The sequence below is a fragment of the Drancourtella sp. An57 genome, from assembly GCF_002161525.1.
GTDB lineage: Bacteria > Bacillota > Clostridia > Lachnospirales > Lachnospiraceae > Sellimonas > Sellimonas catena.
Window position 1 is genome coordinate 1 of record NZ_NFHY01000014.1, and the last position, 16,561, is coordinate 16,561.

13 protein-coding genes are annotated in these 16,561 nt (G+C 49.2%); all 13 read left to right on the top strand.

What is annotated here, in order from left to right; all coding sequences use genetic code 11:
- The first annotated feature begins 495 nt into the window (after window positions 1-495).
- Window positions 496-3,111: an ATP-dependent chaperone ClpB gene (clpB, locus tag B5G11_RS11825; protein ID WP_087253956.1), complete on the top strand. Its 2,616-nt coding sequence runs from the start codon at window positions 496-498 to the stop codon at window positions 3,109-3,111.
- A gap of 131 nt (window positions 3,112-3,242) precedes the next feature.
- Complete coding sequence (locus B5G11_RS11830) at window positions 3,243-4,124, top strand: uroporphyrinogen decarboxylase family protein (RefSeq protein ID WP_087253959.1); 882 nt, start codon at window positions 3,243-3,245, stop codon at window positions 4,122-4,124.
- Between the two features lie 36 nt (window positions 4,125-4,160).
- Complete coding sequence (locus tag B5G11_RS11835; protein WP_087169274.1) at window positions 4,161-4,811, top strand: corrinoid protein; 651 nt, start codon at window positions 4,161-4,163, stop codon at window positions 4,809-4,811.
- 21 nt (window positions 4,812-4,832) lie between these two features.
- Complete coding sequence (locus B5G11_RS11840; RefSeq protein ID WP_087253962.1) at window positions 4,833-5,858, top strand: methylcobamide:CoM methyltransferase MtbA; 1,026 nt, start codon at window positions 4,833-4,835, stop codon at window positions 5,856-5,858.
- On the top strand, window positions 5,851-7,395 hold the full coding sequence (locus B5G11_RS11845; RefSeq protein WP_087253966.1) for an ASKHA domain-containing protein: 1,545 nt from the start codon (window positions 5,851-5,853) through the stop codon (window positions 7,393-7,395). The genes B5G11_RS11840 and B5G11_RS11845 overlap by 8 nt, the downstream gene beginning before the upstream one ends.
- A gap of 16 nt (window positions 7,396-7,411) precedes the next feature.
- Window positions 7,412-8,467 (top strand): uroporphyrinogen decarboxylase family protein, encoded by a 1,056-nt coding sequence (locus tag B5G11_RS11850; protein ID WP_087253969.1) that lies wholly within the window; start codon window positions 7,412-7,414, stop codon window positions 8,465-8,467.
- Between the two features lie 111 nt (window positions 8,468-8,578).
- The gene (locus B5G11_RS11855; protein ID WP_087169278.1) at window positions 8,579-9,883 is read left to right on the top strand and encodes a sugar ABC transporter substrate-binding protein; all 1,305 of its coding nucleotides are present in this window, start codon (window positions 8,579-8,581) and stop codon (window positions 9,881-9,883) included.
- Window positions 9,884-9,916: 33 nt separating this feature from the next.
- Complete coding sequence (locus B5G11_RS11860; RefSeq protein ID WP_087253972.1) at window positions 9,917-10,804, top strand: sugar ABC transporter permease; 888 nt, start codon at window positions 9,917-9,919, stop codon at window positions 10,802-10,804.
- Window positions 10,805-10,818: 14 nt separating this feature from the next.
- On the top strand, window positions 10,819-11,637 hold the full coding sequence (locus tag B5G11_RS11865; RefSeq protein WP_087253975.1) for a carbohydrate ABC transporter permease: 819 nt from the start codon (window positions 10,819-10,821) through the stop codon (window positions 11,635-11,637).
- A gap of 96 nt (window positions 11,638-11,733) precedes the next feature.
- Window positions 11,734-12,984 (top strand): DNA polymerase IV, encoded by a 1,251-nt coding sequence (locus tag B5G11_RS11870; RefSeq protein WP_087253978.1) that lies wholly within the window; start codon window positions 11,734-11,736, stop codon window positions 12,982-12,984.
- A 68-nt stretch (window positions 12,985-13,052) separates the two neighbouring features.
- Window positions 13,053-14,264, top strand: coding sequence for an ATP-grasp domain-containing protein (locus B5G11_RS11875; RefSeq protein ID WP_087169282.1), 1,212 nt, complete (start codon window positions 13,053-13,055; stop codon window positions 14,262-14,264).
- Between the two features lie 25 nt (window positions 14,265-14,289).
- Complete coding sequence (locus B5G11_RS11880) at window positions 14,290-14,991, top strand: amino acid racemase (protein ID WP_087169283.1); 702 nt, start codon at window positions 14,290-14,292, stop codon at window positions 14,989-14,991.
- 17 nt (window positions 14,992-15,008) lie between these two features.
- The gene (locus B5G11_RS11885) at window positions 15,009-16,532 is read left to right on the top strand and encodes a UDP-N-acetylmuramoyl-L-alanyl-D-glutamate--2,6-diaminopimelate ligase (protein ID WP_087253980.1); all 1,524 of its coding nucleotides are present in this window, start codon (window positions 15,009-15,011) and stop codon (window positions 16,530-16,532) included.
- Window positions 16,533-16,561 lie beyond the last annotated feature (29 nt).

A 16,561-nucleotide genomic window follows, 5' to 3' on the forward strand; every position in this document is an offset into this window, starting at 1 on the left:
GTTTTCAAAGCTATCAACATAATAACAGCAGTCAAATCTGTGTCCACAATATAGGATTAAATCTCAAAATACGTACAAAAAGGATTTTACCCGTGTCCTCTTTATAGGGCTCATTTTAAGGGGGTTAGTACGGTTCCCGGGGCAATTTTCGTTGTAAGCACCGTAGTCATGAGCGATTTAGTACGGTTAGCCGGTCAATTTTTGTTGTAAGCACCGTAGTCACCCACATTTTACTACGGTTCTAAAAGAGAGTTCCCTTGACAGAACCGTAGTTTTATCGCACAGGCGGATAACTGGCGATGATCTTCTAAGTCAGGTAAGAACTAGATAGTGAAAGAGCAGGAAATATAGAAAATTGAAACGAGAAAATTCAGAAAATTAGCACTCAAGTGTTGACAGTGCTAATAAAAAATGCTATTGTTATATCGTCGATAGAACAGACAAACAGAAACTGGAAATAGATTAAGAGAATCATTCGTAAGGAGGAAGAAAGGTATGAATATTAACAAATTCACACAAAATTCTATGCTTGCGGTACAGGGATGCGAGAAGATCGCAGATGATTACGGAAATCAGGAGATCGAGCAGGAGCATCTGCTTTATTCCCTGCTGACACAGGATGGGAGCCTGATTCTGAAGCTGATGGAAAAGCTCGGGATTCAGAAAGAACTGCTGATTGAGCGTGTAGAGCAGGCGCTCAGGAAGCGTCCGAAGGTACAGGGCGGACAGCTCTATATCGGTCAGAATCTGAATAAGGTGCTAATCCATGCGGAGGATGAGGCAAAGCAGATGGGGGACGAATATGTTTCAGTAGAGCATATTTTCCTGGCACTTCTGAAGTACGCAAACCGTGAGGTAAAAGAGATTTTTAAAGAGTTCAGCATCAATCGGGAGAATTTTCTGCGGGTGCTTTCCGAAGTCAGAGGAAACCAGAGAGTAACAAGTGACAATCCGGAAGCAACCTATGATACGCTGAACAAATACGGGTATGATCTGGTGGAACGAGCCAGAGAGCAGAAACTGGATCCGGTCATCGGACGTGACGCCGAGATCCGGAATGTAGTCCGGATTCTTTCCCGTAAAACGAAGAATAACCCGGTACTCATCGGTGAGCCGGGTGTCGGAAAGACCGCAGTTGTCGAAGGGCTGGCACAGCGGATCGTCCGGGGCGATGTTCCGGAAGGACTGAAAAATAAGCAGCTGTTTGCACTGGATATGGGTGCGTTGGTAGCAGGAGCAAAATACAGAGGTGAATTTGAGGAACGTTTAAAAGCGGTTCTCGAGGAAGTCAAAAACAGCGACGGAGAGATCATTCTCTTCATCGATGAGCTGCACACGATCGTGGGAGCAGGAAAGACGGAAGGCTCCATGGATGCCGGCAATATGTTAAAGCCGATGCTGGCAAGAGGCGAGCTTCACTGTATCGGAGCCACCACGCTGGATGAATATCGGGAGTACATTGAAAAAGACGCTGCTCTGGAGCGGCGGTTCCAGCCGGTAATGGTAGATGAGCCGACAGTGGAGGATGCCATTTCCATTCTTCGTGGACTGAAAGAGCGGTATGAAGTCTTCCATGGTGTAAAGATTACAGACAGTGCCTTGGTAGCGGCGGCAACCTTGTCAAATCGTTATATCTCCGACCGTTTCCTGCCGGACAAGGCGATCGACCTGGTGGATGAGGCATGTGCATTGATCAAGACAGAACTGGATTCCATGCCGACCGAGCTTGACGAGCTTAGAAGAAGGACGATGCAGCTGGAGATCGAGGAAGCAGCTCTTAAGAAAGAAGACGACCGGTTAAGTCAGGAGCGTCTTGTAAAACTGCAGCAAGAGCTGGCGGAAAACAGAGAAGAATTTGCCAAACAGAAAGCCCAGTGGGATAATGAAAAATCATCTCTGGAGCGGGTACACCGTCTCCGTGAAGAGATTGAAAGTGTCAACCAGGAGATTCAGAAAGCACAGAGCAGCTACGATCTGGAGAAGGCGGCAGAGCTTCAGTACGGCCGTCTCCCGCAGCTGAAAAAACAGCTGGAGGAAGAAGAAGCAAAGGTCAAAGATGAAGACATGTCCCTGGTACACGAAAGTGTGACAGAAGAAGAAATTGCGAAGATTGTTTCCAGATGGACCGGAATTCCGGTAGCCAAGTTAAATGAAAGTGAGCGGAGCAAGACTCTTCACCTGGATGAGCAGCTTCATAAACGGGTGATCGGACAGGACGAAGGTGTTACCAAAGTGACAGAAGCTATCATCCGTTCCAAAGCGGGTATCAAAGACCCGACAAAGCCGATCGGATCCTTCCTGTTCCTTGGACCTACCGGAGTCGGAAAGACGGAGCTTGCCAAGGCACTGGCGGAAAGCCTGTTTGACGATGAAAAGAACATGGTTCGTATTGATATGAGTGAGTATATGGAGAAATATTCCGTGTCCAGACTGATCGGAGCACCTCCGGGATATGTCGGATATGACGAAGGCGGACAGCTCACAGAGGCAGTCCGGAGAAAACCGTATTCGGTTGTCCTCTTTGATGAGGTGGAAAAGGCACATCCGGATGTATTCAACGTCCTCCTGCAGGTACTGGATGACGGGCGGATCACGGACTCTCAGGGACGGACGGTAGACTTTAAGAATACCATCCTGATCATGACATCCAATATCGGTTCTGCCCACCTGCTGGAAGGAATCGATGAGAACGGAAATATCCGCCCGGAAAATGAAGAGCTTGTTATGAACGAACTGAAAGCGCATTTCCGTCCGGAATTTCTGAACCGTCTGGATGAGATCATCATGTTCCGTCCGCTGACGAAAGAAAACATTACCGGAATTGTTGATCTGCTTGTCAAAGATGTCAATAAACGTCTGGCAGACCGGGATCTGCACATTGAACTGACAAAGGATGCCAAGAAGCACATTGTCGAGGGCGGCTACGATCCGATGTACGGCGCAAGACCGCTGAAACGGTATCTGCAGAAATATGTGGAAACCCTTGCAGCCAAGCTGATCCTGGAAGGAAATGTCGGATCCGGCGATACGATCATTATCGATGAAAAGGACGGAGAACTGATTGCCAGCACCGGCGGACGGGTGCCGATGGAATATCAGGAAACAGAATAATAAAAGAAACCGGGTAGTACTCATAGAGCACTGCCCTGTTTTTTTGCTTTTTTATAGAAAATATCTATTAGAGCAGAAGACATATTTATGATACTTTAAAATAGATACTTAGAAAGCGAGTACGGGAAACGATGATACAGGATTACATGTGCAGACCGGAAGCATCGGATCAGGGGATTGCCGGTCTGATCCGGGAATACGATCTTCCGGTTCCGGAAATATATAAAAAGAGAGAACAGATGATCAAAGCTGCAGTGCTGGAAAGAGAGAAACGGAAGAAACCATTCTGTACGTTGCCTTTTGACCATACGCTGGAGGCAGAGAATATGGGCGGGAGCATCCGTTATGGAAATGAGAAAGCAGGACCGAGGGCGGCTGCCCCGGTCTGCAGTTCTTTGGAGGAACTTTCTTTTCTCTCCCGGATGGATCCGGAAAGCGGCAGAATGGCAGAAACACTGGCGGCGTGCCGAATGCTCAGAGAGCAGGGAGAGGAAGTGGTATTTCAGATGTCCGGACCTTACACGATCTGGAATACGCTGATTGAACTGAAACAGGTCTTTAAGGCCGCCAGAAAAACACCGGAACAGGTGGAAGCGCTGTTTCAGAAGCTGGAGGAGGATCTGCTCGGCCTGCTTCTGGAAGTGAAGAAAAACGGTGTACGGATGGTCAGTTACGCAGATTCCGCAGGAGGGCTTTCTATTCTTGGCCCCCGTATGTTAGAATGGACGACAGACGTGTTTACGGCACCATTTCTGCGAAAAGCAGAGCACATCCTTGGACAGGAGATGGTGATGATTCTTTGTCCGAAGACAGCCTGTGCGCTGGAAGACACCGGATCTGCGGTGAGAGAGGAGATTGCCCTGCCGGAAGAGATGACGTATCAGAAAGCCTGCATCTATGCAGCAGGGAAAGCCCGGTTTCCGGCTCAGATGTGTATCAATGGCGGCGGGAGCGTGCTGAAAAACAAAACATTACAGGTGATCAGGCTTTGCCGGAATGAAATAGAGGAGTAATAGCGAAGACGCCGGGAGGCGAAAAGGAGGAACAACATGAGTTCAAAGGAAGAATTATTAAAACGGATGTCCGACGGCGTGGTGGACATGGAAGAAGATGATGTGGCTGAGGCCGCGCAGGAATTTATCGATGCGGGATACCCGGCACTGGAAGGAATCATGGACGGGCTGATTGACGGAATGAACCGGACAAGCGTTCTGTTTGAAGAGGAAGAGTATTTCGTGACCGATGTCCTGCTCTGCTCGGACGCCATGTACGCAGGATTAAACGTATTAAAACCGCATCTCCCGGAGGAAGACCCGGAGAGCAAAAAGAAAGCGGTGATCGGTGTTGTAGAAGGAGATACCCACGATATTGGAAAAAATCTGGTTAAGATTATGATGGAGACGGCCGGTTTTGAGATGGTGGATCTTGGAAGAGACGTGCCGCTCCAGAAGTTTGTGGATACGGCAAAGGAGACCCGCGCGGATCTGGTCTGTCTGTCCACGCTGATGACAACGACCATGAGCGGAATGAAGACAGTTATTGATCTGCTCAAAGAGGCCGGTATCCGGGATGAGGTCAAAGTAATGATCGGAGGGGGACCGGTATCCAAGAACTTCGCGGATAAAATCGGTGCCGACGGCTATTCGCAGAATGCAGTGGAGGCAGTGCGCCTTGCGAAAAGTCTGCTCAACATCGCATAACAGAAAGAAGAGGGAAAAGAAATGCTGACACCAAAAGAACGACTGAAAACGGTACTTTCCGGAAAGAAGGCGGACCGTACGCCGTGTATCTGCCCGGGCGGTATGATGAATATGATTACCGAAGAGCTGATGAAAACGGTTCAGATCTATCTGCCGCAGGCGCATACAGATGCCAGGATGATGGCGGGTCTTGCAAAGGCGGTCTACGAACAGGGATGCTTTGAAAATTACGGCGTGCCGTTCTGTATGACGATTGAGGCGGAGGAGCTGGGGGCCGGGGTGGATATGGGATCCAGTGCCTACGAGCCGCATGTGACAGAATACGTGATCGGGACAGTGAGTGACTGGGAAAAGCTCCCAAAACTCGATGTGACGAAAGGAAGGGCAAAGGTAGTTCTGGATGCTCTGGGGATTCTGAAAGAAGAGGGAGACGCTGTGCCGATCGTAGGAAATCTCACCGGTCCGGTCAGTACGGCAAGCTCGGTGATGGAACCGGTCGTCTTTTATAAAGAACTTCGGAAAAAGAACGCGGACGCGCATGCGTTCATGCAGTTTGTGACAGACCAGCTGATCCGGTTCGGGCAGGCACAGATTGAAGCGGGGGCGGACGTGATTGCCATTTCCGACCCAAGCGCAACCGGGGAAATTCTGGGGCCAAAATATTTTCGGGAATTTACAGTCCGGTACGTAAACCAGATTGTGGATGCCATGAAGGAGGCAGGTGCGCAGACGATTGTGCATATCTGCGGCCACATGAATCCGGTGTACAAAGAGGTGGACGAAATCCACAGCGATGCACTGAGCTTTGATTCCGTCGTACCGATGAAAGAAGCAAGAGAAGAGCTGAAAGGCCGGACACTGATGGGAAATGTCAGCACCTACACACTGGAATTCGGGGATCCGGACAAGGTGGAGACACTGGCGAAAAACTGTGTCAAAAACGGATCTGACATCATTGCCCCGGCATGCGGACTGGGAATGCGCTCACCCCTTGTCAACATCCGCGCCATCCTCCAGGCGGTGAGAGAGGAGGAGAATCATGCCTGAAATCAGAGTAAAAGGAAGCGAAAAAGCCATTCTTTGTGAGAACGGAGCCAATCTGTTACAGACCCTCTTAAAGGAGGGCTTTTTTGTGGACAATCCATGCAACGGAAATGGGACATGTGGAAAGTGTAAAGTCAGAATCCTTTCCGGAGACGAGCCTGGCATCCGGCTTTCCTGCCTGGTAGAGGTGACGGAAGATATGGAGGTGGAGCTTCTTGGAACAGAAAAGGAAGGAAAGGTGCTCACTTCCGGCTATGTTCCGGAATTTGAAAAGGAATTCCGGGACGGATACGGAATTGCGATGGATATCGGTACGACAACGGCGGCGTTGGATCTGGTGAGACTCTCCGATGGAGAAGTACTGGGCCAGGCGTCCATGCTGAATGCCCAGAAGCAGTTTGGCCAGGACGTGCTGACACGGATCACCTATGAGTACGACCACCCGGATACCGGGATTGCGGACCTTCAGCGGGCAGTCGTGGAGTCTTTGAATGAAGAGATCCGGCAGCTCTGCGAAAAAGCCGGTATCGAAAAAGAGGAGATCCGGGAGATAGATGTGGCGGCAAACTGTACGATGATGCATATGCTGCTCGGAGTAGATGCAAGATCCATCGGACGCGCGCCGTACCGGCCGGAATTTACAAAAGCACAGAAATTAAAGGCGGCCGGGATCGGCCTGTGGGCAGGGGAAGAGACCATGCTCTACTGCCTGCCGTCGGTTTCTGCCTATATCGGTGCGGATATCGTGGCAGGCGTGCGGGTCTGCGGCCTGCATGAGGAAACGGAGAAGGTGCTTTTTATCGATATCGGCACGAACGGAGAGATTGTCCTTGCAGGCGGAGGACATCTGCTCAGCTGTTCCTGCGCGGCGGGGCCTGCGCTGGAAGGAATGAATATCAGCTGCGGAATGAGGGCGGCGGACGGAGCGGTGGAGGATGTCCGGATCACCGAAGACGGAATCCGGCTTACTACAATCGGAGACGGAGAGCCGGAAGGACTTTGCGGAAGCGGAATCCTGGCAGCGGTCAAAGAGCTTCTCCGTACCGGACTTGTCAAAAAGACCGGAGTTTTTGTCAAAAAGGATGCTCTGGATCCGGAAGATTACCGCTATGATCTGATCCGTCTGAACGGTACCAAACGGGAGCTGATTCTTGATGACGAACGGGATCTGTTCATCACACAGGGGGATGTCCGCCAGGTACAGCTTGCAAAAGGAGCGATTCTCTCCGGGTTTACCGCCCTTTTGAAAAAGGCGGGGATCGAGATGAAGGATCTGCAAAAAGTACTGATTGCCGGGCAGTTCGGAGCCCATCTTCCGGCAGAGTTCCTCACCGGTGTGGGAATCCTGCCAGAAGAGGTGGAGGACCGCCTTGTCTATGTGGGCAATTCTTCCAAGACCGGAGCCTACATGACATTGATGTCAGAGACGATGAAGCAGGAGATGGAAGCACTGGCGGAGAAAATCGAATATATGGAACTTGCCGAGACAGAAAATTACGAACGGATTTTTACGGAAAGCATGATCTTTCCGGGAAACTGACGGAGGTGAAAAGCAGATGAAAGCAGAACCGAACAGACGGGATCAGATGACACCCCATGAAAGAAGGCTTGCCATGGAGAAAGGGGAAAGGACAGACCGGATTCCGGTGATTCCTTTTATCGGAGAGATTTCCGGCCGCCTGACAGGGACATCGAGCCGGGAGTACTGGCACGATGCAGGGAAAATGGTGGAGGCGGAGATTGCGGCCTTTAACCGGCTGGGACACGACGAACTCAGCCTCGGCCCGAATACGTGCGGGATTCTGGAGGCCCTTGGAGGGAACGTTGTCTACCCGGAGGAGGGAATGCCTTACTTTGAAGGAAGATATCTGACAGACTACCGGATGCTGGACGGGATGGAGCCGGTACGTCCGGAACAGTCGAAGCGCCTGCTGTTTTTCCGGGAGGCGCTGGAACGGATGAAAAAGGCGGCGGACGGAGTCGTGGATGTGGCCCCGAGTATCGGCGGCCCGTTTACGATTGCTGCCAATTTACGAGGCGTGGAATATTTTCTTCGTGATTTGAGAAAGGAGCCGGAACAGGTGAAGCGTCTGCTGCGCCTTGTGACCGATTCCATGAAGAACTGCGTGGACATGATCGCGCCTTATGCAGACGGTCTTCGGATGGCAGATCCGGTGGCATCCCCGGCACTGATCTCTCCGAAATATTTCCGGGAGATGGTTTATCCTTATCTTGTAGAGATCATGGAGTATGCCGACGGGAAAATCGGGCAAAAGCCGTCCCTTCACATCTGCGGAAATACGAGAAAAGTATGGGATTATTTCCGGGAGATGCCGATCCGTGCCATCAGTCTTGACAACATTATGGATCTGGAAGAAGCAAAACAGGAACTGGGCGGCCGGATGACGATTGTAGGAAATATCCCTCCGGTGGAATGTCTCCTGCATGGCTCGGAAGAGGAACTTCGTAAAGAAATCCGGGAAGAGGTACAAAAAGCAGCGGGAAGTTCGAAAGGATATATCAGTGCCAGCGGATGCGATGTGCCGTACCAGACCGATTTTGCCATGCTGGATAGCTGGATGGATGAAATCCGTAAGATTTCCGGCTTATAGAAAATGCCTATGTCCATATAGACATTATTGATTTGTGGAAATAACAAACTGCGTGATATAATAAACGATGATATATATTGTAACTTTTTATAAGATACAGGAGGAGAGAACATGAAAAAGAAATTAGTGAGTGTACTGCTTTGTACAGCCATGGTCACAGGACTTCTCGCAGGATGCGGAGGGGGATCCGATGATAAGGGCGGAAGCAGCGACGGAGGAAAAGAGACGATCACCATGTGGTGCCCTCCGCTTGATGACAACATGCTGGAAAATTGGGAGCCGCTTTTAGAAGACTTCAAAGAGGAAAATAACTGTGAAATCGATATCCAGATTCAGCCTTGGGAAAACTATGAAGAAAAATGGTCCACAGGCGCGGCATCAGGTGAACTGCCGGACATCGGATATATGTATGCGGAGATGTTCCCTACTTACATTGATTCCGGAGCCGTGGCGGACATGAGTGAATACATTACGGATGAAGACAGAGAAGAATATCTCTATCTGGATCATGGGTATATGATGGACGGACAGTACGGATTTCCGATTGTAACAGGAGTACCGTTTGTTCTTTACTATAACGAAGACATTCTGAATTCCCTTGGCGAACAGCCGCCGGAGACATGGGAAGACTTCGCGCGCATCTGTGAAAAAGCAACACAGGATACAGACGGTGACGGCAAGGTTGATCAGTACGGATATGCAGTCGGATTCAATAATGGAAGCATGAACATGCTTTACCTTCTGAACGCATATTTTTACAGCTTATTGTGGCAGGCAGGAACAGATATCTACAACGATGACTATAAGACTGTGAAATTCAACGATGAAGCAGGTGTAGAGGCAGCGGAATTCTTTTACAGCCTGAAAGACTATATGCCGGAGAACATGATGTCTCTTGCGGCTGAGGATGCATTTTCTACAATCTTCGGACAGGGGAAAGCGGCGTTCGGAGTAACACGTTCTTCCGCAATTCAGGAGACACTGTTTGCAGAGTCCTATCCGGATCTGAACTGGAACTATGTTACATCCTTAAAGAATAAAGATTATGGTACATTCGGAGCAACAGACTGTCTGACTTTATCTTCACAGGCGGAAAATCCGGAACTTTGCATGAAGCTGATCAAGTACATCACAGGATCCGAGTTCATGACAGAGTACCACAAGATTGCTTCCGGCGCTCCGCTGACAAAGAGTGAGCAGTACCAGGGAGATCCGAAGATGGAACGAATTGTAACTGAAGACAGAGATAAATACCGTCCGCTTCAGGTAGGACCTTGCGGAAGCGATATTCTTCAGAACCTTGCAAGCGAGCTTCAGGGAATGATGGAAGGAAGCAAGAGCCCTCAGGAAGCAATGGACGATGCTGCCCAGTACGCGAATCAGGCTCTGGATGAATATTGGGCTGATAAAGAATAAACCGGCTTTGGCGGTTACAGAAAAGGAGCAGAGATGAAAAAAAGGAGAAAGTTTTTATCCACCATCGCGCCCTACGGGTACGTGATGCCGATCAGCCTGATTCTTCTGACCTTCGTGGTCGGATCTGTCGTGATCTCTCTGATCTTCAGTTTTACAAAATACAACCTGCTTCTGGATCCGGAGTTCATTCAGTTTGATAATTATAAAAGGATGCTGACAGATCCGAAGATGCATCTGGCTGTTATAAATACACTGAAAGTCATGGTACTGGTAGTTCCTCTGCAGGTAGTATTATCTGTACTGTTTTCCGTGCTGGTAGCATCCAGAAAGCATACTCTGATCGGTAAAATTGCCAAGGCGGCAATCTTTATTCCGGTGATTTCATCCAATGCGGTCGTCGGTACTGTATGGAAAACAATGTTGAATGCAAGAATTCCGGTACTTTCGGATCTGCTGGATCTTTTCGGTATCGATACCGCAATGCTTCTTGGAAGCAGTACCACTGCAATCGTTACGGTGTCAATGATCATGGTGTGGAAAAGCTTTGGATACTATATGGTACTGAATCTCGCGACACTTCTGTCCATACCGGACAGTTACTATGAGGCTGCAAAGGTGGATGGAGGCGGAACACTTCAGCGGTTCCGGTACATTACTCTTCCACTGATGAAACCGGCGATTATCATGGATGTATTTTTAAGCGTGGTCAGCTCACTGCAGAGCTTTGAACTGATTTATACAATGACCGGAGGCGGTCCGGCAAATTCCACTATGACGATGGTATTTTATGCGTACAATCTGACATTTAAAACCGGAAAGGCCGGATATGCCATGGCGGTATCCAATGTGCTGTTCCTGCTTGTTCTGGCAGTCATGGTGCTGCAAAAAGGATTCATGAAGCGGGAAGCTTCGGAAATATAGAGGGGAGGAAGAGCATGAAAGGAAAGAAAAAAATACCGGGATTTCTTGGTGATCTTCTTCTGCTTGCGACAGCGGTGTTCTGTGTGCTTCCATTTATCTACATGATTCTGATGTCATTGAAAAGCACGGTGAATGCCTATGATTTCAGTTTCAGTTTGTCCGAAGCAACACTGGAACAGTATATTAAGATTTTTACCAAAAACAATTTTTTGCAGTATCTGACTAACAGTGTGATTGTGTCATTTGGGGGAGTTGCCCTGACACTGCTCTGCAGCTGTCTGGCTGGATATTCATTTGCAAAGCTGAAGTTTAGAGGAAATGACAAGATTTTCTTTTTTCTGATGATGACGATGGTTGTACCTTCGGAAGTGATTATTGTACCACTGTACCTGATTGTCCGTGGATTTGACTGGATTAATACATTCCGGGCACTGATCCTGCCGCTCCCGACGGCGTTTGGGGTTTTTATCATGCGGCAGGCAATCATCGGGGTTCCAAAAGAGCTGATTGAGTCTGCAAAACTGGACGGCGCCGGTGATATGAAGATTTTATGGAGAGTGATCCTTCCGCTTGTGAAGTCTTCCATGATGACACTTGCCATTTTCACTTTTGTAGGTGCATGGAATAACTTTATCTGGCCGCTGGTTGCAACAACGGAGGATTCCATGCGGACGCTGCCTCTTGCCATCAGCACGATGAAAACAGCCTATGATTCGGATGTAGGGCTGACTATGGCAGGTGCAGCAGTGACCTTCCTTCCGCCGTTTATCTTTTATCTGATTTTACAGTCGAAATTCGAAGAGGGAATCACCATCAGCGGAATGAAGGGATAACCGCCTGGGAAAAGAATAGAAAAGAAGCAGGATTTTGCTGGAATCCTGCTTCTTTTGCTGTTACCATAGAAGCAGAAGAGAAAGGCGGCGAAGAGGATGAGACGGATTATTTTTCATATTGATGTGAATTCCGCGTATTTAAGCTGGACGGCAATCGAATACTTAAAAAGAGGGGATGAGGAGGATATCCGCGATATTCCGTGCATCATCGGAGGCGACAGAAAGTCAAGGCACGGGGTTGTCCTCGCCAAGTCCATCCCGGCAAAGGCCTACGGCATCCGCACCGGGGAGCCGGTCGTATCAGCCATCAAAAAATGTCCGACCCTTCGGATGGAGCCGCCGGATCACAAGATGTACGCAAGGTACAGCAGGAAGCTGATGGATCTTCTGCGAAGCTACACGCCGGACATCGAGCAGCTCAGCATCGACGAATGTTTCCTCGATTTTACCGGCATCGCCCACCGGTTTGCCACACCGATTGACGCGGCTTTTGAGATCAAGAACCGGATCCGGGAGGAATTTGGATTTACCGTGAATATTGGGATTTCCACCAACAAGCTGCTGGCAAAAATGGCCTCGGATTTTGAAAAACCGGACCGGGTGCACACTCTGTTCCCGGAGGAGATCGAGGAGAAAATGTGGCCGCTTTCCGTTTCGGAGCTTTACATGGCGGGAAAGGCAAGCGTGGAAGTGCTGAAAAAGCTGGAAATCCGTACTATCGGGGAGCTGGCTCATGCGGATCCGGATTATCTGGAGATCCATCTGAAAAGCCACGGCAGGCTTCTGTGGGAATTTGCGAACGGACAGGGGGATGACGTTGTCCGGTCCGAAGGGGAAGAGGCAAAGGGGATCGGAAATTCCACCACCCTTTCCGAGGATGTCGAGACAGAAGAAGAGGCGAGGAAAGTACTTCTGATGCTTTCCGAAAGTGTCGGAGGGAGACTGCGGAAGGCAGGAAAGAAGGCCGGAAGCATCACTGTGGAAATCCGGTATGCCACCTTTCAGAATGTCTCCCATCAGATGCAGATTTCACCACCCACACAGTCGGATTCCATTCTCTATCAGAAAGCGTGCGTTCTTTTTCATGAGCTGTGGAACGGGATGCCCATCCGTCTGCTTGGAATCCGGACTGCAAAACTGGAAGAAGAGAGCGCTCCGCAGCAGATGAATCTTTTCGATTATCTGGAGACGATACAGGAAACACAGAAACAGCCAAAGAGGAAGGACGAAAAGCATCAGAAGCTGGATCAGGCCCTGGATCAGATCCGGAAGAAATTCGGTGACGATGCGGTGATGCGTGCCGCTTTTCTGAAAAAAGAGGAAAAGGACCCGAAAGAGCAGGGATAGCGTTTGACAGCGGTTTCCTGGAGGGTTATAATAAAACGACGTGAAACAGGAGAAAAGAGGAAAAAACTATGGAATTTGTGTCAAGAGAATTCATACCGGTTCTGCTTGGCGGTGACATCAACACGTACAGTGTGGCGCGCGCCTTCTATGAGCAGTATCAGGTAAAGACGTATATTTTTGGAAAATATCCGACCGGACCGAGCTACCAGAGCAGGATGATCGAGTACCGGGCCAATCCAAAGATTGATACGGATGACTATTTTCTGAAAACCGTACATGCCTTTGCACGGAAACATAAAGATAAAAAGATTGTACTGATCGGCTGCGGAGACAGCTATGTAGCGCTGATCAGTAAGCATAAAGCGGAGCTTGACGATAACATTATTGCCCCGTATATTGATTTTGACCTGATGAACAGCCTTCAGCAGAAGGAGACCTTCTATAAGCTTTGTGAGAAGCACGGGGTAGACTATCCTGGAACCTTTGTTTATAAGAACGGCATGTCTATGGATTTTACCATCGACTTCCCGTACCCGGTGATCTTAAAGCCGTCCGACAGTATCAAATACTGGGAGCATCCGTTTGACACCCAGAAGAAGGTTTACACGATCCGGTCCAGACAGGAGTTAAACAGCGTCATCAAAGAGATCTACGATGCGGGATATGATGATGACCTGATTATCCAGGATATGATTCCGGGAAATGACGAGTACATGCGTGTGCTGACTTCCTATTCCGACAAAAACGGAAAGGTGAAAATGATGTGTCTGGGACATGTACTGTTAGAGGAGCACACACCGCACGGACTTGGAAATCATGCGGTGATCATCACCGAGCCGAATCAGGAGCTGATGAAGCGGGTAAGAAATCTTCTGGAGGATCTGCACTATGTAGGATTTTCCAATTTCGATATCAAGTACGACAGACGGGACGGAAAGTACAAGTTTTTCGAGATCAACACAAGACAGGGACGGAGTAACTACTATGTGACCGGTTCCGGGTTCAATGTTGCAAAATATATTGTAGAAGAATATGTGTACGGAAAAGAACTGAAGTTTGAGACTGCAAAGGAAGAGCACCTCTGGATGGTTGTTCCGAAGGCGGTCGCATTCAAATATGTCAAAGATCCGGAGTCAAAAGCGAAGATGAAGAAACTGATCAAAGCAGGAAAGATGGTCAACCCGGTCTTCAAGAAGGGAGATCTTGGATGGCCGAGACTTTACCGGATGCTGCGGACACATTTCAGCCACTTTATCAAATTCAGGAAGTACTACAGCTAGAAGGCTGGAAATGACAGGAGGAGCCATGAAGAAAAAATTAGGGGTAATCGGCGGCATGGGACCGGAGGCAACCGCATATTTTTACGAGGAAGTGATCCGGCATACGAAAGCGGACTGTGACCAGGACCATCTGGACATGACCATCTTAAGCCATGCTTCCATGCCGGACCGGACGAAAGCGATCCAGACGGGAGAAAGCCGGAAGCTTCTGCAGGCGATGGCAGAAGATATCCGGATCATGGAAGCGGTCGGTGCGGCCAATCTTGCAATTCCATGCAACACCTCGCATTATTTTTATGACCAGATTCAGGAAATGACAGACATTCCGATCATCCACATGCCGAGGGAGACGATCCGTTACGCAAAAAGCCATTATGAAAATGTAAAGCGGATCGGAATCATGGGGACGGACGGAACGGTATCTGCCGGTATTTACCGGAAAGAGTGCGAAGCTTTGGGAATCGAGGAGATTGTGCCGTCGGAAAAAAGACAAAAAGACGTCATGTCTCTGATCTACGATGATGTCAAAGCCGGAAAAAAAGGAGATTATCAGAAGTTTGAGCGGGTGATGGAAGAGTTCATCAAAAAGGACTGCGATGTGGTGATTCTGGCATGTACCGAGATTTCGGTCTTTAAAAAAGATCACGTGCTGCCGGAGATCTGCCTGGATGCCATGGATGTGCTGATCCGGGAGTCCATCATGAGGTCCGGGGCCTGCTATCAATAAAGAAAAGGAGAAAATGTATGTCACAGAGGAAAAGCGATACCTTGAAAACATATGCGGATCTGATGGAGGAGTGCGGTCTTCTTGTAAAAGCAGAGTTCTTCGGACAGGAAGACACTCATCCGGAAGTGCTGACCTATGACTCACGGGAAGTGACGGAAAATACGATGTTCATCTGCAAAGGTGCGGCATTTAAGGAAGAGTATCTGACTTCCGCCGTGGAAAAGGGAGCAATCCTTTATATCAGTGAGAAAGAGTACGATACCGGAAAGGACATTCCGCATATCCTTGTAAAAGATATCCGTAAGGCGATGGCGGTACTGGCAGATGTCTTCTACGGTTCCGCATGGAAAGAGCTTACCGTGACCGGAATCGGCGGAACAAAAGGAAAATCCACTTCCGCATATTACATGAAATCGGTTGTAGATGATTATATGAAAGAGACTGGAAAGCCTGAGAGCGCCGTGATTTCCTCCATCGATATCTATGACGGTGTCAGCAGAGTGGAGTCCCACATCACAACACCGGAGGCGGTAGAGCTTCAGCGCCATTTCCGGAACGCGGTGGACAGCGGAATTACTTTTGCGGAGATGGAAGTATCCAGCCAGGCGCTCAAATACAACCGGGTGGACAGGATGCGCTTTGATGTTGGAATCTTTTTGAATATTTCAGAAGACCATATCAGTCCGATTGAGCATCCGGATTTTGAGGATTACTTTACATCCAAGATGAAAATGTTTGCCCAGACCGATCATGCGGTAGTCAACCTGGACGCGGACTTTTCAGACCGGATTCTGGAAGCTGCCAGGGCGGCAGGTGACCTGACCACGTTCAGCCAGAAGGACGAGGGGGCAGACTACTTTGCGTACAACATCCGGAAAGACGGACATGAGACGAAGTTTTCCGTACGTTCCAAAGACGGGGAGGAAGATTATGTCCTGACCATGCCGGGCCTGTTTAATGTGGAAAACGCGGTGGCGGTCATTGCGGCGGCAAAGATTCTTGGCATTCCGGATTCCTGCATTCATTCAGGACTGGAAAAAGCAAGGTCCAGCGGACGGATGGAGCTTTACGCAAGCAGGGACAAAAAGATCATTGCCATTGTCGATTATGCCCACAACAAGCTCAGCTTTGAAAAGCTGTTCTCCTCTACGAAGGAGGAATATCCGGACTACGCCATCAAGTCGGTGTTCGGATGCCCGGGAAAGAAAGCCTACATCCGGAGAAAGGATCTGGGAACTATCGCGGGACAGTATTCCGAAAAGGTGTATCTGGCGGCGGAAGATCCGGGATATGAGCCGGTGGAAGAGATTTCCGGCGATATCGCCCAGTATGTGAAAGCCCAGAACTGTCCGTATGTGATGATCGAAGACCGCGGGGAAGCCATCCGTACAGCGATCGAGGAGTCAGAGGACAAGACCGTGATCCTTGTGACAGGAAAGGGAAATGAGACACGTCAGAAGTACGGAAGTGAGTACATCGACTGCCCGTCCGATGTGGAATATGTGAAAAAATATCTGGAGATTTACGACCAGACTCATTAAAGAAAAATGCCGGGGATGTGCTTCCCCGG